This is a genomic window from Streptomyces sp. Je 1-79 (assembly GCF_025195125.1).
Taxonomy (GTDB): domain Bacteria; phylum Actinomycetota; class Actinomycetes; order Streptomycetales; family Streptomycetaceae; genus Streptomyces.
On sequence record NZ_JAMGSL010000003.1, the window covers coordinates 345,330 to 368,843 of the forward strand.

21 protein-coding genes are annotated in these 23,514 nt (G+C 72.5%); 11 read left to right on the plus strand and 10 right to left on the minus strand.

Going from position 1 to position 23,514, the window contains the following annotated elements; translation table 11 throughout:
- Positions 1 to 4 precede the first annotated feature (4 nt).
- The 5 genes from M5362_RS06935 (at position 5) to M5362_RS06955 (ending at position 5,872) form a co-directional block, all read left to right on the plus strand.
- Complete coding sequence (locus M5362_RS06935; RefSeq protein ID WP_260226441.1) at positions 5 to 1,177, plus strand: aminoacyltransferase; 1,173 nt, start codon at positions 5 to 7, stop codon at positions 1,175 to 1,177.
- A complete protein-coding gene (murJ, locus tag M5362_RS06940) occupies positions 1,174 to 2,928 on the plus strand; it encodes a murein biosynthesis integral membrane protein MurJ (RefSeq protein ID WP_260226442.1) in 1,755 nt (584 codons plus the stop codon). The genes M5362_RS06935 and murJ overlap by 4 nt, the downstream gene beginning before the upstream one ends.
- An 87-nt stretch (positions 2,929 to 3,015) precedes the next feature.
- Entirely contained in the window at positions 3,016 to 3,699 is a 684-nt protein-coding gene (locus tag M5362_RS06945; RefSeq protein WP_260226443.1) for a response regulator transcription factor, read from the plus strand.
- Positions 3,696 to 5,141, plus strand: coding sequence for a cell wall metabolism sensor histidine kinase WalK (locus tag M5362_RS06950; protein WP_260226444.1), 1,446 nt, complete (start codon positions 3,696 to 3,698; stop codon positions 5,139 to 5,141). The genes M5362_RS06945 and M5362_RS06950 overlap by 4 nt, the downstream gene beginning before the upstream one ends.
- Positions 5,138 to 5,872, plus strand: coding sequence for a hypothetical protein (locus M5362_RS06955; protein WP_260226445.1), 735 nt, complete (start codon positions 5,138 to 5,140; stop codon positions 5,870 to 5,872). Before M5362_RS06950 ends, M5362_RS06955 begins: the two co-directional genes overlap by 4 nt.
- A 100-nt stretch (positions 5,873 to 5,972) precedes the next feature.
- Here the strand turns inward: M5362_RS06955 and M5362_RS06960 are convergent, their stop codons facing one another.
- A complete protein-coding gene (locus M5362_RS06960) occupies positions 5,973 to 6,794 on the minus strand; it encodes a serine hydrolase (protein ID WP_260226446.1) in 822 nt (273 codons plus the stop codon).
- A 52-nt stretch (positions 6,795 to 6,846) separates the two neighbouring features.
- Here M5362_RS06960 and M5362_RS06965 point away from each other — a divergent pair, with 52 nt between their 5' ends.
- Together M5362_RS06965 and M5362_RS06970 are read left to right on the plus strand one after the other, a co-directional pair.
- A complete protein-coding gene (locus M5362_RS06965) occupies positions 6,847 to 7,251 on the plus strand; it encodes a MerR family transcriptional regulator (protein ID WP_260226447.1) in 405 nt (134 codons plus the stop codon).
- Positions 7,248 to 8,264: an aldo/keto reductase gene (locus M5362_RS06970; protein ID WP_260226448.1), complete on the plus strand. Its 1,017-nt coding sequence runs from the start codon at positions 7,248 to 7,250 to the stop codon at positions 8,262 to 8,264. Before M5362_RS06965 ends, M5362_RS06970 begins: the two co-directional genes overlap by 4 nt.
- Positions 8,265 to 8,359: 95 nt before the next feature.
- On the opposite strand, the gene M5362_RS06975 is transcribed toward M5362_RS06970, so the two are convergent.
- From M5362_RS06975 to M5362_RS07005, 7 genes are all read right to left on the minus strand, one after another.
- The gene (locus tag M5362_RS06975) at positions 8,360 to 9,556 is read right to left on the minus strand and encodes an acyltransferase (RefSeq protein ID WP_260226449.1); all 1,197 of its coding nucleotides are present in this window, start codon (positions 9,554 to 9,556) and stop codon (positions 8,360 to 8,362) included.
- Positions 9,553 to 10,593 (minus strand): alpha/beta hydrolase family protein, encoded by a 1,041-nt coding sequence (locus tag M5362_RS06980; RefSeq protein WP_260226450.1) that lies wholly within the window; start codon positions 10,591 to 10,593, stop codon positions 9,553 to 9,555. Before M5362_RS06980 ends, M5362_RS06975 begins: the two co-directional genes overlap by 4 nt.
- Before the next feature lie 282 nt (positions 10,594 to 10,875).
- Positions 10,876 to 11,559 (minus strand): response regulator transcription factor, encoded by a 684-nt coding sequence (locus M5362_RS06985; protein WP_260226451.1) that lies wholly within the window; start codon positions 11,557 to 11,559, stop codon positions 10,876 to 10,878.
- Positions 11,556 to 12,839 (minus strand): sensor histidine kinase, encoded by a 1,284-nt coding sequence (locus M5362_RS06990; RefSeq protein WP_260226452.1) that lies wholly within the window; start codon positions 12,837 to 12,839, stop codon positions 11,556 to 11,558. Before M5362_RS06990 ends, M5362_RS06985 begins: the two co-directional genes overlap by 4 nt.
- Positions 12,840 to 13,031: 192 nt before the next feature.
- The gene (locus M5362_RS06995) at positions 13,032 to 13,892 is read right to left on the minus strand and encodes a DUF4429 domain-containing protein (protein WP_260226453.1); all 861 of its coding nucleotides are present in this window, start codon (positions 13,890 to 13,892) and stop codon (positions 13,032 to 13,034) included.
- A 74-nt stretch (positions 13,893 to 13,966) separates the two neighbouring features.
- A complete protein-coding gene (locus M5362_RS07000) occupies positions 13,967 to 15,178 on the minus strand; it encodes an alpha/beta hydrolase family protein (RefSeq protein WP_260226454.1) in 1,212 nt (403 codons plus the stop codon).
- Between the two features lie 247 nt (positions 15,179 to 15,425).
- The gene (locus M5362_RS07005; RefSeq protein WP_260226455.1) at positions 15,426 to 16,055 is read right to left on the minus strand and encodes a TetR/AcrR family transcriptional regulator; all 630 of its coding nucleotides are present in this window, start codon (positions 16,053 to 16,055) and stop codon (positions 15,426 to 15,428) included.
- Positions 16,056 to 16,310: 255 nt separating this feature from the next.
- On the opposite strand from M5362_RS07005, the gene M5362_RS07010 reads away from it, so the two are divergent.
- Positions 16,311 to 17,804 (plus strand): MFS transporter, encoded by a 1,494-nt coding sequence (locus tag M5362_RS07010; protein WP_374214424.1) that lies wholly within the window; start codon positions 16,311 to 16,313, stop codon positions 17,802 to 17,804.
- A 158-nt stretch (positions 17,805 to 17,962) separates the two neighbouring features.
- Positions 17,963 to 18,403 carry a peptidase inhibitor family I36 protein gene (locus M5362_RS07015; protein ID WP_260226457.1) on the plus strand — a complete coding sequence of 147 codons (441 nt, stop codon included), beginning with the start codon at positions 17,963 to 17,965 and terminating at the stop codon, positions 18,401 to 18,403.
- On the opposite strand, the gene M5362_RS07020 is transcribed toward M5362_RS07015, so the two are convergent.
- Complete coding sequence (locus M5362_RS07020) at positions 18,384 to 19,223, minus strand: potassium channel family protein (RefSeq protein WP_260226458.1); 840 nt, start codon at positions 19,221 to 19,223, stop codon at positions 18,384 to 18,386. The two genes, M5362_RS07015 and M5362_RS07020, sit on opposite strands and share 20 nt — an antisense overlap.
- A 65-nt stretch (positions 19,224 to 19,288) precedes the next feature.
- The gene (gene aceE / locus M5362_RS07025; protein ID WP_260226459.1) at positions 19,289 to 22,021 is read right to left on the minus strand and encodes a pyruvate dehydrogenase (acetyl-transferring), homodimeric type; all 2,733 of its coding nucleotides are present in this window, start codon (positions 22,019 to 22,021) and stop codon (positions 19,289 to 19,291) included.
- A gap of 410 nt (positions 22,022 to 22,431) precedes the next feature.
- Between aceE and M5362_RS07030 the strand changes: the two genes are divergently transcribed.
- Together M5362_RS07030 and M5362_RS07035 are read left to right on the plus strand one after the other, a co-directional pair.
- Positions 22,432 to 22,854, plus strand: a complete 423-nt coding sequence (locus M5362_RS07030) for a DUF3052 domain-containing protein (RefSeq protein ID WP_260226460.1) — start codon at positions 22,432 to 22,434, stop codon at positions 22,852 to 22,854.
- A 122-nt stretch (positions 22,855 to 22,976) separates the two neighbouring features.
- On the plus strand, positions 22,977 to 23,435 hold the full coding sequence (locus M5362_RS07035; RefSeq protein WP_260226461.1) for a peroxiredoxin: 459 nt from the start codon (positions 22,977 to 22,979) through the stop codon (positions 23,433 to 23,435).
- Positions 23,436 to 23,514: the final 79 nt, after the last annotated feature.

Sequence of the window (23,514 nt, forward strand, 5' to 3'; positions counted from 1 at the left end):
CGTTGTGTCAGCTCTGCTCATGACGGCCGCACCCCGGCGCACCACACGCGTGGAGCTCCTCACCTCCGAGGAGTACCGCGCCCACCTCGCCAGGAGCGGTGGGGGCGCCGGCTTCCTCCAGCTCCCCTCCTGGGCCGGAGTGAAGGACGGCTGGAGGCACCAGCTCCTCGGCTGGGGGCCCGAGGGCGGACACCTCACGGGCGTTGGCCTCGTCCTGCTGCGCCCGTTCCCCGGCACCCGCAAGTACTTCGCCTACCTCCCCGAAGGGCCCGTCGCCGACTGGTCCGATCCCGACATCGACGGCTGGCTCACCCCGCTGCTCCAGCACCTGCGCGCCGCCGGGGCCTTCGCCGTACGCATCGGGCCCTCGCCCGACTTCCGCCGCTGGAACGCCGCCACCCTCAAGGCGCACACCGGAGCGGGCCGGCGGCTCGCCGACGTCCTCGCCGACGACGTCGACCCGCTCGGCACCGCCGTCGCCGAACGGCTCCGCTCCCGCGGCTGGCGCCGCTGCGGCGGCGACTCGACCGGCGACTCCGACGGAGCCGACGCCCAGCCCCGCCACGTCTACCGGGTCCCGCTCGCCGGCCGCAGCTCCGACGACCTGTGGAAGGGCCTCAACCAGGAGTGGCGGCGCAACGTCCGCAAGGCCCGCACGTCCGGCGTGGAGATCGTCGTCGGCTCGGCGGCCGACCTGCCCGAGTTCTTCCGGCTCCTGCGGATCACCGAGGAGCGCGACGGCTTCCGGCTCGGCCGCTCCCTCGCGTACTACGAGCGCCAGTACGCGGTCCTCAACGCCGAGGAACCGGGGCGGATGAAGCTCTACCTCGCCCGCCACGAGGGCGAGACGCTGGCTGCCCACACCATGATCACCGTGGGGAAGCGGGTCTGGTACCAGACCGGCGCCTCCGCCGACCACCGCCGCGAGGTGCGCCCCTCCAACGCCCTGCAGTGGCGGATGCTGGCCGACGCCCACGCGCTCGGCGCGGACGTCTACGACATGCGCGGGATACCCTCCACCCTTGATCCGGACGACCGCGCCCACGGTCTGCTGCGCTGGAAGCTCGGCACGGGCGGGCAGGCCGTCGAGACGCTGGGGGAGTGGGAGACACCGTTGGCCGGCACGACCAACCACACGCTGTACCGGGCCTTCCAGGCCTACCTGGCCCGCCGATGACCGCGACCCTCGTGGAGGCGCCGAAGCAGCGCACCCCCTCCGTACTGCGCAGCGGCGCGCTCATGGCCGCCGGGTCGCTGGTCTCGCGCGCCACCGGATTCGTACGCTCGGCGGTGGTCGCCGCGGCCCTGGGCGTCGGGGGGATCGCCGACGGTTACGCGGTCGGCAACACCATCCCCACCATCGTCTACATGCTGCTCCTCGGCGGCGCCCTCAACGCGGTCTTCGTGCCCGAGCTGGTCAAGGCGGCCAAGGAGCACGAGGACGGCGGTGTCGCCTACACCGACCGTCTCCTCACGGTCTGCGTCTGCGCGCTGCTGGCGCTGACGGCGGGCGCGGTGATCGCGGCGCCCGCGATCGTCGACGCGTACACCGACTACAGCGGTGCCCAGGAGTCGATGACGGTCGCCTTCGCCCGGTACTGCCTGCCGCAGATCTTCTTCCTGGGGCTCTTCACGCTGCTCGGGCAGGTCCTGAACGCCCGGGGCCGGTTCGGCGCGATGATGTGGACGCCGGTCCTCAACAACCTCGTCGTCATCGGGGTGTTCGCGCTCTACCTGGTGACGGCCGTGGGCGGCGGACTGACCGAGGGGGAGACGGCGCTGCTCGGCTGGGGCACGACGGCGGGCATCGCCCTGCAGGCGCTGGCGCTGGTCCCCTCGCTCCGGTCGGCCGGCTTCCGCTGGCGCCCGCGCTTCGACTGGCGCGGCAGCGGCCTGACGACGCCGCTGCGGTCCGCGGGGTGGCTGGTGCTGCTGGTCCTCACCAACCAGGCCGCGTACTGGGTGACGACGAAGCTGGCGACGGCGGCCGGGACACGGGCGGAGGAGCTGGACGCCGGCGGGGGCTTCGGCTTCGCCGCGTACAACAACGCCTATCTGCTGTGGGCCGTGCCGCACGGCATCGTCACCGTCTCGCTGATGACGGCGCTGCTGCCGCGGATGAGCGGGGCGGCGGCGGACGGCGACCTGACGGGGGTCCGGCGGGACGTCTCGTACGGGCTCCGCACCTCCACGGCGGCGGTCGTCCCGGCGGCCTGCGCGCTCTTCGCCCTGGCGGTGCCGCTGATGGGCCTGGTCTTCCAGCACGGCAGGACCGGCGCCGACGACATCCGCGCGATGGCCTGGATCCTGATGGGGTTCGCACCCGGCCTGATCGCCTTCTCGGGCCAGTACGTCTGCACCCGCGCCTTCTACGCGCTGCGGGACACCAGGACCCCCTTCCTCCTCAACCTGGTGATCGCGGCCCTCAACGCGGGCCTCTCCGTGACCGCGTACCTGCTTCTCCCGCCGACCTGGGCGGTGGCGGGCATGGCGGCCGGCTACTCGCTCGCCCTGTGGTCGGGCTGGGCCCTGACGGCGTACGCCCTCCGCCGCCGCCTGACGCGCGTACGCGCCCCGCTGCCCGCCCAGCCGTCGGGAGAAACGCGTGGTGCGTCCGGTGCATCCAGGGCGTCCAATGCGTTCGGTGCATCCGGTGAGGGCGCGCGGTCCGACAGGGGAGGTCCGGGAGCACCCGGCGCCGCCTCGGCGCTCGCGCGGCTGCTCGTGGCAGCCGTACCGGCCACCGGGTTCGGGCTCCTCGCCGCCGACACGACCGCTCCGGCGGGCGCTCTCGTCTCCGGCGCGGCGGGGTGCCTCGTCGTCCTCGCCGTCTTCGGGCTGCTGGCCCTGCCGCTCCGGCTCACGGAGGTGCAGGCCCTGCTGACGGGCCTCGGCCGGCGCCTGCGCGGCCGCGCATGCAGAGCCTGATCCATACCGGTCCCGGGCCTGGCCGTACCGGGCCTGAGCCGTACCGCCTCCGACCGTCCTCCCTCCTCACCTTGGGATACTGCCGCCATGCCACGCGTGCTCCTCATAGAAGACGACCCCTCCGTCCGCGAAGGGGTCGAGCTGGGCCTGCGGCGCCGTGGGCACGAGGTGCGGACCGCCGCCACCGGAGAGGCCGGGCTCGCCCTGCTCCGGGAGTTCCGCCCCGACCTGCTGCTGCTCGACCTGATGCTGCCCGGCATGAACGGCGTCCAGGTCTGCCGGCGGGTCCGCGAGACCAGCCAGCTGCCGATCATCATGCTCACCGCGCGCGGTGACGACTTCGACGTCGTCATCGGCCTGGAGGCGGGCGCCGACGACTACATCGTCAAACCCGCCCGCACCGAGGTCATCGAGGCCCGGATACGCGCCGTCCTGCGGCGCATCGAGGAGCCCGGGGCCGGCCGCCCCTCCGTCGAGTTCCACGGCGACATAGCCATCGACCGTGCCGGTCTCACCGTCGCCAAGTCCGGCGAACGCCTCGCCCTCGCCCCCTCCGAGCTCAAGCTCCTGCTCCACCTGAGCGCCCACCCGGAACAGGTCTTCAGCCGCCAGCAGCTCCTCGAACACGTCTGGGAGCACAGCTACCACGGCGACGCCCGCCTCGTGGACGCCTGCGTCCGCCGACTGCGCACCAAGATCGAGGACCCTGCCGGCACCCCCCGCTACATCCAGACCCTGCGCGGCTTCGGCTACCGCTTCGGGCCGCTGTGAACCGCCGCCGCACCCCGCGCCGCCGCCACCCCTTCGGGCTCCGCACCCGGCTCGTCCTCGCCTTCCTCCTCGTCGCCGCCATCTGCTGCGGCACCACCGCCGCCCTGACCTACCGGGCCGCCCGCAACGCCATCCTCGAACAGGCCCAGGACACCGCCGTGTCCGCCTTCCGCGAGCGGGTCCAGGTCCTCAACGTGACGCTGCCCGTCGAGGAGGACTCGCTCCGCTACGACCTCCAGCAGATCGCCCGCCAGGGCAAGCCGCGGCCCTGGCGGGTCTACGCCGAGTACGGCTCCCTCAGCGTCTCGTCCGCCGACCGGCCCACCTCCAGCGTCATCACCTCCGAACTCCGCTCCCGAGCGCGGGACTCCGCCCACGGCTCCTTCCAGCGGGTCGTCAAGAACGGCCGGCCCTATCTGACCGTCGCCGTCCCCGCCGTCTTCCGGGCGCACACCCCGGCCAAGGCCGTCCACCGCACCGGCCTCGTGCTGTACGCGGTCATGGAACTCGACGTCGAGGAGGCCAACGTCGAGGCGATGGTCCTCGCCGCCCGCGACGGGGCCCTGCCCGCGCTCGCCGTCGCCCTGATCCCCGCCCTGCTCGCCGCCCGCAGCGTGCTCCGTCCGGTACGGGAGCTGCGACGCGCGGCCGACTCCATGGGGCGCGGCGAACTCGACACCCGGATCCAGGCCAAGGGCAGCGACGAACTCGCCGATCTCGCACGGACGTTCAACGAGTCCGCCGCCGCGCTCGAACGCTCCGTCGTCGAGCTCCGGCACGCCGAGGCCCGCGCCCGGCGCTTCGCCTCCGACGTCTCCCACGAACTGCGCACCCCGCTGGCCGGGATGCTGGCCGTCACCGAGGTCCTCGACGAGGACGCGGCCACGCTCGACAGCGACACCGCCCGGGCGGTACGGCTCATCAGCGCCGAGACCGGCAAGCTCGCCGTGCTCGTGGAGGACCTCATGGAGATCTCCCGCTTCGACGCACGCGCCGCCGAACTCCACGTGGACGAGGTGGACGTGGCCGACAGTGTGCGCAAGACCCTTCAGCACCGCCACTGGACCGATCCGGAGCTCGTCCGGACCGAACTGCCCGCCGGAGTGCGCGCCCGCCTCGACCCGCGCCGCTACGACATCGTGGTGGCCAACCTCGTCGGCAACGCCCTGCGGCACGGCGAGGCACCCGTCACGGTGAGCCTGCGTGCCGACGGCGACTGGCTGGTCACCGAGGTCGCCGACCGGGGGCCCGGCATCCCCGCCGAGGTCCTGCCGCACGTCTTCGACCGCTTCTTCAAGGCGGACCAGGCCCGTACCCGCTCCGCGGGCAGCGGCCTCGGGCTCGCCATCACCCTGGAGAACGTCCGGCTGCACGGCGGCACCGTCACGGCCGCGAACGGCCCCGACGGCGGCGCGGTCTTCACCGTGCGGATCCCGCGATGAGGCGCGGGACCGCCCTCGGCGCGGCCCTCCTGGCGGGCGCCCTCGCGCTCACCGGCTGCGGCATACGGCAGAGCGACGTCGTGGAGGCCGGCGGGCCGGCGACGATCGCCGTCGCGCCCGGCGAGGGCAGCCGCCTGCTGCTCTTCTACGTCGACGTGGACGGCAGGCTGACCCCGGCCGCCCGCGCGCTGGACACGGACCAGCGGCTGAGGGGCGAGGCCCAGCCCACGTACCCGCGGGGACTCGGGGTCGCCGCGCTCCCGGCACTCTCCGCGCTGCTCCGCGGTCCGACGGCCGGTGAGCGCGCCGCGGGCCTGTCGACCCGGCTCCCGGAGCTCGGGTGGGAGACCGGCAAGCGGGGCCCTTTGGTGAACGTGGAGACCGACGAGGACGGGGAGCCCGTGCTGCGGGTCAGCCTCGACTTCCCGCTGGGAGACCTGGAGGGGACGGCCGCCCGCCAGCTGGTGTGCACGGCCGCGTACGCGGAGGAGACCGACGGACGGATCGCGGTCGTCCTGTCGGGGCCGGGCAGTACCCGCCCGGCCGAGCGCTGCGACGAATTCGAGGTCGGCACCCCGGCGCCGACCGAGACCCCGGCGGAGGGCGGCCGGCCCACCACCGCGGACGGACCGTTGCGCACGGATCCGGGCACGGGCGGCGGCGCGGGCGGCCCGGGGTCCACGGGCACGGCGGGCCCCAAACCGTCCCCGACCCACACGGACACCCCCTGACGGAGTCCGCGTACGACACGCGCCCGCCCGCGGACGCACCGTCCGGCGCGCGGCCAGGGAGTGTCGTGCCGGGACGGCACCGCCCCGGCCGGACGGTGTCCTAGCCGCGCAGCTCCGTGAGGACCGCGTCCGTGAAGGGCGGCCACGCCTCCACCGCCCACGGCCCGAAGGCCCGGTCGGTCAGCGCCACACACGCGGCGCGCGCGTCCGGGTCGATCCACAGGAACGTGCCCGACTGCCCGAAGTGGCCGAACGTCCGCGGCGAGGACGAGGCCCCCGTCCAGTGCGGCGACTTGGCGTCGCGGATCTCGAACCCGAGCCCCCAGTCGTTGGGCCGCTGATGGCCGTAGCCGGGCAGGATGCCGGTCAGGCCCGGGTACGACACCGTCATCGCGTCCAGCACCGTGCGCGCGTCGAGGAGCCTCGGCGCCTGCACCTCGGCCGCGAACCGCACCAGGTCGTCGACGGTCGAGACGCCGTCCTTGGCGGGGGAGCCCTCCAGCGACGTCGAGGCCATGCCCAGCGGCTCCAGGACGGCCTGGTGCAGGTACTCGGCGAACGGGATGTCCGTCGCCTTGGCTACGTGGTCGCCGAGCGCCTCGAACCCGGTGTTGGAGTAGATCCGGCGCGTGCCCGGCGCGGCCATCACCCGGGACTCGTCGAAGGCCAGCCCCGAGGTGTGGGCCAGCAGGTGCCGGACCGTCGCGCCCTCGGGCCCGGCCGGCTCGTCGAGGTCGATCGCCCCCTCCTCGTACGCGACGAGGACGGCGTACGCGGCCAGCGGCTTGGTGACCGAGGCGAGCGGGAACCGCTGCCCGGTGGGGCCGTGCGACCCGGCCAGGGTGCCGTCCGAGAGGACGACGGCGGCGGCCGCGGTGGGGACGGGCCAGTTCTCGGTCAACGCCAGGCTCTGCAAGGACATGGAGCCGAGCCTACTTGCTTCGAGTGCACTCAAGGGTTCTAGCGTGGAGGCCATGAGCGTGATCGAGAGCAGCGCCCGCCACACCATCAGCGAGGTGGCCGCCCTGACCGGGCTGTCGGCTCACACCCTGCGCTGGTACGAGCGCATCGGCCTGATGCCGCACGTCGACCGTTCCCACACCGGCCAGCGCCGCTTCTCCCAGCGCGACCTGGACTGGCTCGCGTTCGTCGGCAAGCTCCGGCTGACCGGGATGCCGGTCGCGGGGATGGTGCGGTACGCGGAACTGGTGCGGGAAGGCGATCACACCCGGGACGAACGGCGCGAGCTCCTGGAGAGCACCCGCCGGGACGTCCTCGCCCGGATCACCGAGCTCCAGGACGCGCTCGCCGTGCTCGACATCAAGATCGGGCACTACGGAACCACCTGCGGACCCACAAGCGGAGGCACGACCTCATGACCACCAGGATCGACACCGTACGGCTCGGCGGACAGGACGGGCCGGAGATCGGCGTCCAGGGCTTCGGAGCCATGGGCATCAGCGAGTTCTACGGGGACACGGACGAGGCCGCCGCCCGCGACACCCTCGACGCCGCGCTGGAGGCCGGCGTCACGCTGTTCGACACCGCGGACATCTACGGCAGCGGCGCCAACGAGGAGTTCCTGGCGCCGTTCCTCGCCCGCCACCGCGACGAGGTCACACTCGCCACCAAGTTCGCCGTCGAGCGGCGCGCCGACGACCCCCACTACCGGGGCATCCGCAACGACCCGGCGTACATCCGCAAGGCCGTGGAGGCCAGCCTGCGCCGCCTCGGCATCGAGACCATCGACCTCTACTACATGCACCGGCGCGACCCGCAGGTCCCCTTCGCGGAGTCGGTCGGGGCGATGGCGGAGCTCGTACGGGAGGGCAAGGTCCGGTACCTGGGCCTGAGCGAGGTGACCGGCGCGGAGCTGCGCGAGGCCCACGCGGTGCACCCGATCACCGCCCTGCAGTCGGAGTGGTCGCTGTTCTCGCGCGACGTGGAGCAGAGCGCGGTGGGCGCGGCGGCGGAGCTCGGCGTGACGTTCGTGCCGTACTCGCCGCTGGGCCGGGGCTTTCTGACCGGTGCGTTCGCGGACGCCTCGAAGGAGCTGTCGGGCGACGACTACCGCGCCTACCAGCCGCGCTTCTCGGGCGAGAACGCGGTGCGGAACACGGCCCTGCTGGCGCCGGTCCACAAGATCGCGGCGGACCACGGTGCGACGGCCGCGCAGGTGGCCCTGGCCTGGGTCCACCAGCGCGCCTCGGTCCACGGCCTGACGGTCGTCCCGATCCCGGGCACCCGCAAGCGCACGCGCCTGGCGGAGAACGCGGCGGCGACCCGTCTGAAGCTGACCGACCCGGAACTGGCGGAGCTGGAGCCGATCGCGGCCCAGGTGGCGGGCGACCGCTACCCGGACATGGGCTCGACGTCGGCGGCGCGGGAGTAGGGGGACGGGGGACCCACGGCGGGGGCGGGGGGCAGGCGGGTACTGCGGGGGCAGGCGGGTACCGCGGAGGCGTACCCCGGTCGGGGCCCCGTCCCTCACGCCAGCCCCAGGGCGAAGACCGCGAACCCCACCGCGAGGAGGCCGGCCGCGGTCCGGCGGACGGGCCCGCTCCGGGTCCGGGGGGACTCGAAGCCGCGGGCGAAGCGGCCGATCAGCACCAGCAGCCCCGCGAAGAGCGGCAGCCAGGCGAGCCGGGCGAGGATCCAGCCGACCGAGTCCGGCGCGCCGACGAGCCCCGGGACCTCACCCCGGTACGACGCCGGGATCGCGGCGGCGAGCATCGCCGTCTGGTGCCAGCACAGGATCGTCATCGCGGACAGGTTCACGACCACGACCGGCGCCCACAGCGCGGGCCGCCGCAGCAGCTTCCCGAGCCGGTCGCGGAGCAGGATCGCCGCGCCGCTCTGCGCGGCGGCCAGGGCGAGGACGAGCAGCGACGGCGGGTGGGAGTTGGTGCGGGCCTCGCCGGGCACGCCGACCATCGAAGCCGGGTATCCGAACGCGAGCAGCAGGGCGGCGAAGAGCGCGGCGCCGCCGAGCAGCAGCCCCCGGGCGTGCCGCCGGGTGACCCGCCCCTCGCCCCAGGAGACACCGAGCTGATAGGCGAAGAGCCAGCCGGGAAGGATGTTCAGCGCGCTGAGCCAGGAGGGCATGGCGTCCGCGTACGGCCCGTAGCGCAGGAAGTCGACGACGGCGACGGAGCCGAGCAGCGGGGCCGCCGCCCACACCCCGGCCCGGCGGGCGGCGCGCACACAGAGCGGGGTCAGGGCGGTCACGACGGCGTACACCCCGACGAACCAGAGCGGCTGGATCACCAGCGTGGAGGCCGTTCGCAGGGTGTCGCCCGGCACCCCGAACCCGTGGTGGAGGAGGGGAAGGAGCCCGGCCCACACCGCCGTGACCCCGAGGACGGGCCGGCCGAGCCGGACGAGGCGGCCCTTGAGCCAGGCCCCCGCGGAACCCTCGTGGCGACGGTACGACAGGACGGACGCGTACCCCCCGACGAGGAAGAAGATCCCCAGCATCTGAAGGATCCAGCTGACCGGAGCGAGCCCGCCGAAGGCGGAGAGCGGGCTGGCGTTGTGGATCGCTCCGTCGGAGGAGAGCGTGAACCCGCCGAGCAGCCAGTGCCCGGTCGGCACGGCGAGCAGCGCGAGGGCGCGCAGGCCGTCGACGGCCCGGTCGCGATGGGCGGGGGTGCGGGCCTCGATGCGTTCGGCGAGCGCGGTCATCGGACATCCCCCTGGGCGATGGCGGCGAAGGTACGGAGGGACTGCGTGCCGGGCGCGAAGTAGCCGTCGTGGCCATGGGCGTCGTCGGCGGGGACGCGGCGGGCGCCGAACTCCGGGTCGGTGGGGTCGGCGCCGTGCCCGAGCCCGGCGAAGCGGACGTTCGGGATCCGGTCGATCCAGTCCGACGGGTCCTTGGCGGCCCAGACGCGGGCGGAGGTGCGCAGCTCGCCGACGTTCGCGGCGCGCATGCCGGGGGAGCCGAAGACGACGAGGTCCTTGACCTTGAGGTCGTGGGCGGCGAGGCCGCAGACGACGGAGCCGTAGCTGTGGCAGAACAGCGACGGGGCGGGCGCGCCGACGGCGGCCAGGCCGTCGGTCAGCCGGGTCAGCCGCTCGGCGCCGGCCTCGGCGAGCTCGCCGGTGGCGGCGTCCACCCCGACGCCGACGGGCGTGGTGTAACCGGCCCAGGCGATGACGGCGGTACGGCCGCCGGCGGTGTGGCGGTCGGTGGTGCGGCTGTCGGCGGTACGGCCGCCGGTGGTACGGCTGTCGACGGCGCGTCGCAGGGCGTCGGCCATGTCGGTCAGGGGCCGGACGTTGCCGGCGTCGATGTCGGAGCCGGGGACGACGACGGCCACGTGCTCGGCCGTGGTGAGGTCGCCGTCGACGAGGGCGATCTGGCCGCGTCCCCGCGGGTCGACGGCGAGGACCTGCCGACCGGCGTACTCCGGGCCGAGGGTGCGGGCGTTCGCCTCGTAACGGAGCTTCGGCGGAACGCCGTCGAGGTTGCCGACGACGGAGGGGTGCGCCCGCAGCAGCTCCTGCTGCCGGGCGGGGCTCAAGCCGCGGAAGAACGCGGCGATGTCGGCGGGGCTGGTCCGCTCGGGGTCGGGCAGCCCGTCGGCCCTCCAGGCCTCGGCCCCCACGGGCGCCCCGGTCACGGCCTGCTGCGCGTGCCCGGAGGCCCAGCCCGCGGTCCCGGCCACCACGGTCGTGGTGAGCGCGGCGGCGACCAGGGTCCTCGTGTATCGGCGCATGCGGCGCCCTCCCTCTTCGTGTCTCTCGTTCGGCGGCGAGAGGAAGGTAGGAAGAGGAGGCATGACGGAACGTCACACCGGGGGGCCAAGTCGTGCGTGATACCGGGGTAGGGGTCGGAGGACGCGCGAACCCCCGTACAGGGGTGGGGCTGTCCCCCGGGGCGGGCGGGAGGGTGCCGAATTCCGCCGCGACCGAAAGACGTTGACCGGGCGGGACCGGGCGGCCCTGCGGCTGAAGGGCCTGACGCCGCGGGGACCGGGCTGCGCTGCGGCTGACAGGGCCTAGCGGGCGCCGCCCGGGGTCACCAGACCCGACTCGTACGCGAAGATCACCGCCTGCGCCCGGTCGCGCAGGTCCAGTTTGGCCAGCACCCGGCCGATGTGCGTCTTCACCGTCTGCTCCGCCAGGACCAGACGGTCCGCGATCTCCTGGTTCGACAGGCCGCGTGCGATCAGCTCCAGCACCTCGGTCTCACGCGGCGTCAGACCCTTCAGCCGCAGGGCAGCCCGGTCCGCCCGGGGCGCCGGCCTCGTCGCCGCGAAGTCGGCGATCAGCCGCCGCGTCACCGACGGAGCGAGCAGCGCCTCGCCGGCCGCCACCACCCGTACCGCCGCGATCAGATCCGCCGGCGGCGCGTCCTTGAGCAGGAAGCCCGAGGCGCCCACCCGCAGCGCCTCGTACACGTAGTCGTCCACGTCGAAGGTGGTCAGCATCAGCACCTTCGGCCGGTGCACGACCCCCACCGGCGGGTCCAGGATCTCCCGCGCCGCCGCCAGCCCGTCCATCTCCGGCATCCGTACGTCCATCAGGACCACGTCCGGGTGCGTCGACCGTGCCACGTCCACGCCCTGCCGCCCGTCCGGCGCCTCGCCCACCACGTCGATGTCGGCCTGCGCCGACAGCAGCGCGGCGAATCCGGCCCGCACCATGGCCTGGTCGTCGACGATGATCACGCGGATGGTCACGAGCCGTCCTCCGTACGCAGCGGGAGCCGGGCCGCGACCCGGAAGCCGCCGTCCGGCAACGGCCCGGTGTCCAGCGTGCCGCCGGTCAACCGTACGCGTTCCCGCATGCCGACCAGCCCGTGCCCCGTGCCCGTCCCGCCCTCCAGCGGCGAAGTGGGCCGGGGCGCGGGCCCGTTGACGACCACGACGGTGAGTCCGCCGTCCTCGGACCGCACCGACACCCGGGTCCGCGCGCCCGGCGCGTGCCGGACCACGTTGGCGAGCGCCTCCTGCACGATCCGGTACGCCGACAGGTCCACCGCCTGCGGTACGTCACCGAGTTCGGCCGCCATGGACAGCTCGGCCGGCACCCCCGTCCGCACCGTCGCCTCGATCAGCTGCTGCACCCGGTCCAGGCCCGGCTGCGGGGCCCGTTCGCCCTCGGCGCCCTCGCTGCGCAGCACCATGAGCAGCCGGCGCATCTCGGCGAGCGACTCCCGCGCGCTCGCGGCGATCGAGGTGAACTCCTCGCGCGCCGCCTCCGGCAGCTCCGGAATCCGGTACGGCGCCGAGTCCGCCTGCACGGTGATCACGGACATGTGGTGGGCGACGACGTCGTGCAGCTCGCGCGCGATCCGGGCGCGCTCCTCCAGGAGCGTGGCACGGGCCCGCTCCTCCCGCGTGCGCCGCTCGGCGTCCCCCCGCTCCCGGAGCGTCGCGGTGATGAGCAGGACGACCCCGCTCAGGACGAAGAGCAGGACGTGGACGCCGTCGTCGTTCCGCGGCGCGATCGCCCCGAGCAGGAACCCGGCGGCCCCCGTCGCCAGCCACACCCCGAGCAGGGCCTTGCGGGACTCGCGGAGCCCGAGGGCGAGCATCAGGGCGAGATAGCCGACGACGACCATCGGCGTCCACGGCCAGGACCGTCCCGCGGGACCGTCGCCGCCGAGCAGCACGATCGCGCCGAGGACGTCGGCGACGCCGATGATCCACCAGGCCTGGAGGGGGCGGGTCACGGCGAGCAGCAGCGGGGCGGTCTGGGCGGTGGCGAGGGCCCCGGCGAGGGCGCCGTTCACACCGTAGTCGTGCATGAGGACGGTGACGGTGACGGGGAGCAGCGACGCGACGAAGGCGAGCGCGAGGGCGTACGGAAGCAGCCTCAGCCACCTGCTGCGTACGTCGGCGAAGAGGGGATCGCCCGGCTCGGTCGGGGTCGCGAGGGCGACCCCGAAGGACCGCAGCACCCCGCGCGCGGGCGCGAGCCGCGCCGCGAGGCCGGGGGGGAGGGATGGTTTCTTCATGGCCCGCCCAGGTTAGGCAGCCGATTCCCGGACGTACGTCATACCGAGGGTCCGGTCCACGGGTGATACCTGGGTATCACCGGCGGATCAGAGACCCGGCCCCGAACGCTGCCCTCCGGACCGGCACGCGGCTGCCCTCCGGACCGGCACGCGGCGGCCCTCCGGACCGGCACGGTCCTCCGTCCTCCGCCCTCACAGCTCCGACAGGAGCTCCGACTTCTTCGCCGTGAACTCCTCGTCCGTCACCAGGCCCGCCCGGTGCAGCTCCCCCAGGTGCCGGATCCGCTCCGCGACGCCAGCAGGGTCGCGGGCCTCCGGCAGCGCGTCGACCGGCGTCGCCGCCACCCGCCCCGCGCCCCGGACCGCCTCCAGGACCGCCGCCGCGAACGGCAGGGACTCGTGGACCGGGCCGTAGCCGAGGCCGAAGACGACGGCCGCCGGGTCGCGGTCGGCCTGGGCCGACCGGGGCTGCCCGGACCGGGGCAGCAGCCGCAGGTACCCGTCGAAGACGTCCGGCGAGCGCCACTCGACCCCACCCAGCTCCCGTACCGGGAACGTCTGGTCGCCGGCCTTCCACTTCTCCGAGGACGCGCCCGTCCAGAACCAGCGGAACGCGACCTCCGACGATCCGTCGAACGTCGCCTTCCCGTCGTACGCCTTGAAGGACTGCGGCCCCCGGGGAGCCGTCACGAGGAAGCCGTCGGACGGCTCGTCGCCCGGGGCCAGTCGGTCGCGCAGCTCGTCCCGGTAGTACTCGGCCAGCGTCTCCCGCTCCGCGGGCAGCACCAGCCGGTACGGGTCGTACCCCGGCTTCAACTGCCCCGCGGCCGCCTCCATCAGCGGATCGGCGCCCCGTCTCGGCACCGCCTGCAGCACGACGGTGCCCCGCTTGCCCGGGGCGAGCGTCACCGACGCCAACGCCTCGTGCGGGATACGTCGTTCGCCCAGCGCCTGGAAGAGTTTCGGTGTGCGGATCCCCCGTTCGAAGCGGATGACGACGGCGTCACTCTCGAACTCCCAGGTGGCATGAATTCCGGCCAGCACATCACCCATGTGCCTCATCGTAAGCGGCGTGCGCCTGTGCGTCGCCCCTGTGCGGGCGGCCGAATCGCCTTGCTCTACGCGCGTCAGACGCCTTCCGCACCGGAGATTCCACTGCGGCAGGCGCTGTCGGCGCTCGCACAGGTCAGGTTCCGGTACGAGCCGACGCCTATGGCCGCGAAGTTGTCCAGGCTGCTGGTGCCCGGCTCGAAATAGCCGGTGTGGCCGTCCGCGCCCGCCGCCGAGAGCAGCCGCGCGCCGAAGGCCGGTTCCACCGGGTCCGCTCCGTGCCCCACCCCGCCGAACGCGAGGTGCGGGACGTCGGCGATCCAGTCGTCCGCGTCCCGCATCGCCCATACCCGGGCCCGGGTCGACAGTTCGGCCGCGCTGCCCACCCGCATGCCGGGGCTCCCGGCCACGACGACGTCCGTCACCCGGGAGGGCAGGCCGGCCGCGGCGACCCCGCAGAGCACGGAGCCGTAACTGTGGCAGAACAGGCTGACGCGCGAGTCGCCGGGCAGGGCGCTCGTCATGCCGACGAGCCGCACCGCGCCCGCCGTGGCGAGCCGGCCCATCGCGGCGTCGATGCCGACGCCGACGGGGGCGGTGTAGTCGGCCCAGGCGATGACGGCCGTACGGCTCCGGGGCGCGGCCCGGCGCTCGGCGGCGTACAGCGACTCGGCCATGCCGGCGGGGGCCGTGAACTTGCGGCTCGTCTTCTGGAAGGTGAGCAGGTTGGTGTCGACGCCCGGCACGATCACCGAGACGCGGTCCGCGCGCTCCAGATCGCCGAGGACCTCCGCCGTCCGGCCGCCGCCGGTCGGATCGAACGCGAGGATCTGCCGGTCGGACCGCATGAGCGAGGTGAAGCGGTGTGCCCGGCGCACGGCCTCGCGCCGGCCGTCGGCGCTCAGCCGGGCCGTCTCCAGCCTGTCCTCCTCGGCGTCCAGCGCACGGGCGAGGGAGAGCCGGTTGGCGCGGTAGCGGAGCGTGACCGGCGCGCCGTCGAGATTGCCGACGACGAGTGGGTGCGCGTCGGCGAGGAAGGTGCTCTGGGACGGTCCGATCGAGGCGAAGAAGGCGGCGATCGTACGGGCGGGGGCGGACGGGTCGGGCAGCGCCCGGTGGCCGATCCTGCCGTGGGTCCAGGAGGCGAGTGCGGCCTGGCGGGACTCCCCTGGCCCGCGCGGATGGCTGATCGTGGTCCAGCCGGTGGTCGCGAGGAGCACGAAGACCACGGCCAGCGCGAGCAGCAGGCGCCAGAGGGAGAGCGTGGGGGAGGAGTCGAAGGAAGTCACTGCGCCACACCCTAGGAGACGGGCGCGGCGGCCCGGGTCGGGGAGTGACGTGGATCACGCGCAGTAAGGGCTCGAGTGACGCTCCGTACGCGCGGGCGTACGCCGGGGGCGCGGTACGGGTCTTCGGCGCCGCGGGGCGTGTACGAGTCTCTGGCGTCGCGTGCGCAGCGCGTACGCGGTGCCGGTCTTCGGCGCCGCGTGCGGGCACAGCCCCTGCGTGACCCGCCACCCGCCGCCCTACCCGCCGTCAGCGCCGCCAGTCCCGGGCCAGTGCGGGCCCGAGGTGGTCGAGGTGGTCCTCGGTCAGGGCGCGGATGCCCTCCAGGCTCAGGTCCGTGCCGCGGCCCCACAGCTGGCCCGTCACCCGCATGACGCCGCTGAACGCCGCGACCACGATCCGCGGGCGGGGGTCCCGGTCCACGTCGACGCCCTCGCGCGCGGCGATGAGCCGGGCGATGGTGTCCTCCATCTCGGTCGTACGGCGCAGATGCGCGGCGAGCAGCGCCGGAGTCGACTCGATCATCTGGAACGTCCGCAGGTACATCTCGACGGGGACGACCTCCATGATCGCCTCGCCGATCGTGTCCCAGCCGGCGAGCACGGCGTTGCGCAGCGCGTCGAGCGGGCCCTCCTCGGGAGGCCGCCCCGCCAGCGCCTGGACGAAGCGCTCCTCGACCATCTGCTGCACGGCGAAGGCCACCTCCTCCTTGGAGGTGAAGTAGCGGAAGAACGTGCGCTGGGAGACCTCGACCGCGTCGGCGATCTCGTCCACGGTGGTCTGCTCGTACCCCTGGGTCGTGAAGAGCTCCAGAGCCACCCGGAGGAGCGCGTTCCGTGTGCGCTGCTTCTTCCGTTCCCGCAGACCGGAAACCGTCACCGTATGGCCCTCTTTCCGCCACTTTCCGATGCTTCGTGCTGCTCAGCGTACCTGTGAGCTACGTGACAGTTACCGGCGTGTGAATTGCTTTGTCAATTGTCAGTCGCTGACATTAGCCTCTTTCGCATGACTAGTCAGACCACCGTGGAAAAGGCCCCGCAGGGTCATGGGGGCGACCGGAGCCCCGTACCGGCTGCATCGAAAGGCCTGCGAGGTCACCCCTGGCTGACCCTGTTCGCCGTGGCCGCCGGCGTGATGATGGTCGCGCTCGACGGCACGATCGTCGCGATCGCCAACCCCGCCATTCAGGCCGATCTCGGAGCCACGCTCGACCAGCTCCAGTGGATCACCAACGGCTACCTGCTCGCGCTCGCCGTCGCCCTGATCACCGCCGGCAAGCTCGGTGACCGCTTCGGCCACCGCCAGACCTTCCTCATCGGCATCGCGGGCTTCGCCGCCGCCTCCGGGGCGATAGGTCTGTCGGACTCGATCGGGCTCGTGATCGCCTTCCGCGTCCTCCAGGGCCTCTTCGGCGCCCTGCTGATGCCGGCCGCGCTCGGCCTGCTGCGCGCCACCTTCCCCGCCGAGAAGCTGAACATGGCCATCGGCATCTGGGGCATGGTCATCGGCGCCTCGACGGCCGGCGGCCCGATCCTCGGCGGCTTCCTCGTCGAGCACGTCAGCTGGCAGTCCGTCTTCTTCATCAACGTGCCGGTCGGTGTCCTCGCGCTCGTGCTCGGGCTGGTGATCCTCAAGGACCACCGCGCCGAGAACGCCCCGCGCTCCTTCGACATCCTCGGCATCGTGCTGCTCTCCGGCGCCATGGGCTCCCTGGTCTGGGGCCTCATCAACGCCGGTGCCGAGTGGGGCTGGACCGGCGGCAAGACCTGGGGCTGCCTGGCCGCCGCGGGCCTGCTCTTCTTCGTCTTCGCCCTCTGGCAGACGAAGGTGAAGGAACCGCTCATCCCGCTGGCCATGTTCCGCTCCGTCCCGCTCACGGCGGGCGTGGTGCTGATGGTCCTGATGGCCTTCGCCTTCATGGGCGGCCTCTTCTTCGTGACCTTCTACCTCCAGGGCGTCAAGGGCCTCAGCCCGATCGACAGCGGTCTGCACCTGCTGCCGCTGACCGCGATGATGATCGTCTCCTCGCCGCTGGCCGGCGCGCTGATCACCCGGTTCGGCCCACGCATCCCGCTGGTGGGCGGCATGGTCTGCACCGCCGTCGCGATGTTCGGCATGATGTCCCTCTCCTCGGAGACCGGCACGCTCACGATGTCGCTCTGGTTCGGTCTGCTCGGCCTGGGCCTCGCCCCGGTGATGGTCGGCGCCACCGAGGTCATCGTCGGCAACGCCCCGCTGGAGCTCTCCGGCGTCGCCGGTGGTCTGCAGCAGGCCGCGATGCAGGTCGGTGGTGCGCTCGGTACGGCGGTGCTCGGCGCGGTCATGTCCTCCAAGGTCTCCAGCGCGTTCGCGGAGAACTGGACGGCCGCCGGGATCCCCGGCGAGCCCGCCCCGGGGCTCGAGGAGGCCGCCGAGTTCGGCATGGTCCCGCAGCAGCTGGCGCAGGCGCCCAACATGACGCCGGACATGTTCGACAAGATCGGCGGCGTCATCCACGACACCTTCCTGGACGGCATGAGCCTGGCGTTCACCGTCGCCGGTGTCGTCGCGGTCGTCGCCGCCCTGGTCGCCACGCTGACCAAGCGGGGCGAGAACGCGGAGGCCGGTGCGGGCGCCGCCCACATCTGACGCGTCCCGTATGTGTGTACGTGAGGAAGCCCCGCCAGGCCGCGCCCGGCGGGGCTTTCACTTGTCCGGGTGAATCGGCCCGAGGGCTCTTCCCAACGGGCGGTGAACTCCGTCAGAGTTCTGATTACAGAGAGTGACGAAACGGGGGGTTCATCGACATGTATACAAAGCACGTACTCCTGGCCGCGCTGGCGGCCACCCTGCTCACCGCCCTTCCCGCCCTGTCCGCGCTGCCGGCCGTGGCAGCACCGACGGGCGGGCCGGTGCGCGCACCGGCAGCCGGGCCCACGGCCGCCGGTGCCGTGTCCGGGACGAGGCTCGGTCCCTGCGGGCCCGGACAGCTGTGTCTGTGGCCCAAGGCGGACTTCAGGGGCTCGGTGTGGACGTACGAGCTGGCCGGCACGGACATCGAGAGCTGTGTCGCCCTGCCCCCGGGCGCGAGCGCCCAGGCCCTCGCGAACCGGACCGGGCGGCCGGTCACCACGTACCAGTCCGCGGAGTGTGCGGAGACGGGGGAGTTCGAGACCTATCCGGGGCGCGGGACCTGGGTGCCCCAGACTCCGTACCAGGTCAGAGCCTTCAAGCTCTGGGAGCGGTAGGGACGTCGTCCTGCGGGGGGACGGGCGCGGGACCGTGTGGCGGAACGGGCGCGGGACCCTGCGGGGGGACGGGCGCGGGGTCGGGAGCGGGCCGCGGTACGGGGACGGGCGTCGGTGCGGAGAGGCGTGAGACCTCCGCGCGCAGGCTCTGGACCTCCCGGGTCAGGGCCTCCAGAAGCTCCGTCTGGCGGCGCTCGGCGGCGTCGTCCCGCTCGAAGCGGGAGATGAACCAGGCGGCGATGTTGGCGGTCACCACACCGAGCAGGGCGATCCCCGAGAGCATCAGACCCACCGCGAGGACGCGGCCGAGTCCCGTGGTCGGGGCGTGATCGCCGTACCCGACGGTCGTCATTGTGGTGAAGGACCACCACACCGCGTCGCCGAGCGTCTTGATGTTGCCGTTCGGGGCGGTCCGCTCCACATGCAGCACGGCCAGCGAGCCGAACATCAGCAGCCCGACCACCGCGCCCGCCACATAGGTCGTGAGCGTCACCTGCGGTGCCATCCGGGCCCGCCGGCCCACGAGGAGGAGCGTGGAGACGAGACGCAGCAGCCGCAGGGGCTGCACGAGAGGGAGTAGGACCGAGAGGAGGTCGAGCGGGTGACTGCGGACGAACTGCCACCTGGCCGGGGCCAGCACGAACCGCACGGCGTAGTCGAGCGCGAACGCACCCCACACCACCCACTCCACGGCCAGACACAGCTCGTGGATCCAGCGGGCGGCATCCGGCGCCACGATCGGCACGGCGTAGGCGACGCCGAACGCCACTGCCAGGATCAGCAGTGGCGTCTGGGTGCGCTTCTCCCAGCGTTCCTTCATGCCGGGAATCGTAGGCGGGTGCGGGGGCGCGTCCGCCCCCGCACCCGCACCACACGAATACGCCGTTACGCGTCGCCCCCGGCGGGGCCGGGGTCGGCGGCGGCGACGTCGAGCAGCTGGTAGCGGTCCACGGCCTGCTTCAGGGCCGACCGGTCGACCTTGCCCTCGCGGGCGAGCTCGGTGAGGACCGCCAGGACGATCGACTGGGCGTCGATGTGGAAGTAGCGGCGGGCCGCACCTCGCGTGTCGGCGAAGCCGAAGCCGTCCGCGCCGAGCGAGGTGTAGGTGCCCGGCACCCAGCGGGAGATCTGGTCCGGGACGGAGCGCATCCAGTCGGAGACGGCCACGAACGGGCCCTGGGCGGAGGACAGCTTGCGCGTCACGTACGGGACGCGCTGCTCCTCCTCCGGGTGGAGCAGGTTGTACCGGTCGACGTCCACGGCCTCCCGGCGCAGCTCGTTCCAGGACGTCGCCGACCAGACGTCGGCCCGGACGTTCCACTCCTCGGCGAGGATCCGCTGAGCCTCCACCGCCCACGGCACGGCGACACCGGAGGCCATGATCTGCGCGGGGATGGCTCCGGCCTCGCCCGTCCTGTAGCGGTAGATGCCCTTGAGGATGCCCTCGGCGTCCACGCCCTCCGGCTCGGCCGGGTGCTGGATCGGCTCGTTGTAGACGGTCAGGTAGTAGAAGACGTCCTCGGCGTCGGGGCCGTACATCCTCTTCAGGCCGTCCTGGACGATGTGCGCGATCTCGAAGCCGAAGGCCGGGTCGTACGCGACACAGCCGGGGTTGGTCGAGGCGAGCAGGTGCGAGTGGCCGTCCGCGTGCTGGAGGCCCTCACCGGTCAGCGTCGTGCGGCCGGCGGTGGCGCCGAGCACGAAGCCGCGCGCGAGCTGGTCGGCCATCTGCCAGAACTGGTCGCCGGTCCGCTGGAAACCGAACATCGAGTAGAAGACGTAGACCGGGATCAGCGGCTCGCCGTGCGTGGCGTACGCCGAGCCGGCCGCGATCAGCGAGGCGGTGCAGCCGGCCTCGGAGATGCCGTCGTGCAGCATCTGACCGGTCGGGGACTCCTTGTACGCGAGCAGCAGCTCGCGGTCCACGGCCTCGTACTGCTGGCCCAGCGGGTTGTAGATCTTGGCGCTCGGGAAGAACGAGTCCATGCCGAAGGTGCGGTACTCGTCGGGGGCGATCAGCACGAACCGCTTGCCGATCTCCTTGTCCCGCATCAGGTCCTTCAGCAGCCGGACGAAGGCCATCGTGGTGGCGATCGACTGCTGGCCGGAGCCCTTCTTCACCGCGGCGTAGGTCTTCTCCTCGGGCAGGACCAGGGGCTTGGCCCGCACGACACGGGTCGGGACGTACCCGCCGAGCGCCTTGCGGCGGTCGTGCATGTACTGGATCTCCTCGGAGTCCCGGCCCGGGTGGTAGTACGGCGGCAGCCCGTTCTCCAGCTGCGTGTCCGTGACCGGGATGTGCAGGCGGTCGCGGAAGCGCTTGAGGTCGTCGACCGTCAGCTTCTTCATCTGGTGGGTCGCGTTGCGGCCCTCGAAGTTCGGGCCCAGCGTCCAGCCCTTGACGGTCTGGGCGAGGACGACGGTCGGCTGGCCCTTGTGGGCCTTGGCCGCCGCGAAGGCCGCGAAGATCTTCTTGTGGTCGTGACCGCCACGGCCCAGGTGCAGGATCTGGTGGTCGGTCATGGACTCGACCATCGAGCGCAGCCGCTGGTCGTCGCCGAAGAAGTGGTCGCGGATGTAGGAGCCGGTCTCCGTGGCGTACGTCTGGAACTGGCCGTCGGGCGTGGTGTTCAGCTTGTTCACCAGGATGCCGTCGCGGTCCTGGGCGAGCAGCGGGTCCCAGGAACGGTCCCAGATGAGCTTGATCACGTTCCAGCCGGCGCCGCGGAACTGCGACTCCAGCTCCTGGATGATCTTGCCGTTGCCGCGCACCGGGCCGTCGAGGCGCTGGAGGTTGCAGTTGACGACGAAGGTCAGGTTGTCCAGGCCCTCGCGGGCGGCGATGGACAGTTGGCCGAGCGACTCGGGCTCGTCCATCTCGCCGTCGCCGAGGAACGCCCAGACGTGCGACTTGGAGGTGTCGGCGATGCCGCGCGCCTCCATGTAGCGGTTCATCCGGGCCTGGTAGATCGCACCGAGCGGGCCGAGGCCCATCGAGACGGTCGGGAACTCCCAGAAGTCCGGCATCAGCCGCGGGTGCGGGTACGAGGACAGGCCGTTCGGGAACTTCGACTTCTCCTGGCGGAACGCGTCGAGCTGCGTCTCGGAGAGCCGGTCCAGCAGATAGGCGCGGGCGTAGATGCCGGGCGAGGCGTGACCCTGGAAGAAGATCTGGTCGCCGCCGTCGCCCTCGTCCTTGCCGCGGAAGAAGTGGTTGAAGCCGACGTCGTACAGCGAGGCGGAGGAGGCGAAGGTGGCGATGTGACCGCCGACCCCGATGCCCGGGCGCTGCGCGCGCGAGACCATCACGGCCGCGTTCCAGCGGGTCGCGTTGAGGACCTTGCGCTCGATCTCCTCGTTGCCGGGGAAGAACGGCTCGTCCCTGGTCGCGATCGTGTTGACGTAGTCCGTGCTGCGCATCTCGGGCACGGCGACGCGCTTCTCGCGGGCGCGCTCGATCAGGCGGAGCATCAGGTAGCGGGCCCGCTCACGGCCGCGCTCGTCGACTGCCGCGTCGAGGGAGTCGAGCCATTCCTGGGTCTCTTCGGGATCGAAATCCGGGACCTGGCTGGGAAGGCCGCCAATGATGATCGGGTTGCGATCGGATCCGGAAGCCACGCTGTTCCTTCGCTGTTCGGTGGAGCCCACGGAGGCCGGGACGCCGGCCGGGATGTCCATCGTGTACCCCGTCGGTGTCAAACGTCATCTCTACCGCGGGGTAACCCCCACTGGGCGCCTGGTTGGGTCAAATCGCAACCTTACGCCCAACCCGCGCATGCGTTTCGTCATGATGTTCGGCAGACTGAAGCCGCGGAAGCCTGCAAAGCAGGACGAAGCGTGTGCGGTATGTCACGGAGCGGAGTGGAACCGGCTCGGAAGATGCGGCGAGACGGCCCCAAACGTCACCGTTTCGGCGGTCTCGGCGGCCGGGTACTTGCGCGATCCGCCCAGCCCGTGTGGACTACGGCCAGCGCTGCGCGTACGCGCGTGGCCGACGCATTTTCCGATACATGATCAGGAGGCAAGCCGTGAGCGCGACCGCGGACCACGCGGAGGAGCGGACCAACCCGGCAGCGAGGCTGGGGTTCGAGCCCGGACAGGTGGTCCAGGAGATCGGTTACGACGACGACGTCGATTTCGATCTCCGCGAAGGCATCGAGTCCATCATCGGGTCGGACCTTGTCGACGAGGACTACGACGACGTCGCAGACGCCGTCATCATCTGGTTCCGTGACGAAGACGGAGACCTGACGGACGCCCTGGTCGATGCCATCGGCCTGCTGGAGGACGGCGGGGTCGTATGGCTGCTGACGCCGAAGACGGGCCGTGACGGCTACGTCGAGCCGAGCGACATCAACGACGCGGCCCAGACCGCCGGCTTCTCCCAGACCAAGAGCATCAGCGTGGCCAAGGACTGGGCGGGCAGCCGTCTGGTCGCACCCAAGCGCTGATCCCCAAGCAGCAGGAGCCCCCGCCGGTACAGCACCGGCGGGGGCTCTGTGCGTGGTGGGCTCCCGGCGGGGTCCTAAGCTGGGCCTTCACCTGTTCGGTCCAGTGAAGGGACGCGTACGCCATGGCGATCGAGGTCGGCACGAAGGCGCCGGAGTTCGAGCTCAAGGACAACCACGGCCGCACCGTGAGGCTCTCCGACTACCGCGGCGAGAAGAACGTGGTCCTGCTCTTCTACCCGTTCGCCTTCACCGGCGTCTGCACCGGCGAGCTGTGCGAGCTGCGCGACAACCTGCCGAAGTTCGTCAACGACGACACCCAGCTCCTCGCCGTCTCCAACGACTCGATCCACACCCTGCGCGTCTTCGCCGACCAGGAGGGCCTGGAGTACCCGCTCCTCTCCGACTTCTGGAAGCACGGCGAGGCCTCCCGCGCCTACGGGGTCTTCGACGAGGACAAGGGCTGCGCGGTCCGCGGCACGTTCATCATCGACAAGGAGGGCGTCGTCCGCTGGACCGTCGTCAACGCCCTGCCGGACGCCCGCGACCTCAACGACTACCTCAAGGCGCTCGACACTCTCTGACCATCGGGGCGAATCGTCTGTCCAGGCCGGGAACCCCTCACTAGGATCCAGACGTTGATCCGATGCCAACGCACGACGG

Bases quoted from the DNA above. Each gene is read 5' to 3' on its own strand.
- murJ (WP_260226442.1), top strand. From the start codon at position 1,174: ATGACCGCGACCCTCGTGGAGGCGCCGAAGCAGCGCACCCCCTCCGTA.
- M5362_RS06945 (WP_260226443.1), top strand. From the start codon at position 3,016: ATGCCACGCGTGCTCCTCATAGAAGACGACCCCTCCGTCCGCGAAGGG.
- M5362_RS06955 (WP_260226445.1), top strand. From the start codon at position 5,138: ATGAGGCGCGGGACCGCCCTCGGCGCGGCCCTCCTGGCGGGCGCCCTC.
- M5362_RS06960 (WP_260226446.1), bottom strand. From the start codon at position 6,794: ATGTCCTTGCAGAGCCTGGCGTTGACCGAGAACTGGCCCGTCCCCACC.
- M5362_RS06965 (WP_260226447.1), top strand. From the start codon at position 6,847: ATGAGCGTGATCGAGAGCAGCGCCCGCCACACCATCAGCGAGGTGGCC.
- M5362_RS06970 (WP_260226448.1), top strand. From the start codon at position 7,248: ATGACCACCAGGATCGACACCGTACGGCTCGGCGGACAGGACGGGCCG.
- M5362_RS06975 (WP_260226449.1), bottom strand. From the start codon at position 9,556: ATGACCGCGCTCGCCGAACGCATCGAGGCCCGCACCCCCGCCCATCGC.
- M5362_RS06980 (WP_260226450.1), bottom strand. From the start codon at position 10,593: ATGCGCCGATACACGAGGACCCTGGTCGCCGCCGCGCTCACCACGACC.
- M5362_RS06990 (WP_260226452.1), bottom strand. From the start codon at position 12,839: ATGAAGAAACCATCCCTCCCCCCCGGCCTCGCGGCGCGGCTCGCGCCC.
- M5362_RS06995 (WP_260226453.1), bottom strand. From the start codon at position 13,892: ATGGGTGATGTGCTGGCCGGAATTCATGCCACCTGGGAGTTCGAGAGT.
- M5362_RS07010 (WP_374214424.1), top strand. From the start codon at position 16,311: ATGATGGTCGCGCTCGACGGCACGATCGTCGCGATCGCCAACCCCGCC.
- M5362_RS07015 (WP_260226457.1), top strand. From the start codon at position 17,963: ATGTATACAAAGCACGTACTCCTGGCCGCGCTGGCGGCCACCCTGCTC.
- M5362_RS07020 (WP_260226458.1), bottom strand. From the start codon at position 19,223: ATGAAGGAACGCTGGGAGAAGCGCACCCAGACGCCACTGCTGATCCTG.
- M5362_RS07035 (WP_260226461.1), top strand. From the start codon at position 22,977: ATGGCGATCGAGGTCGGCACGAAGGCGCCGGAGTTCGAGCTCAAGGAC.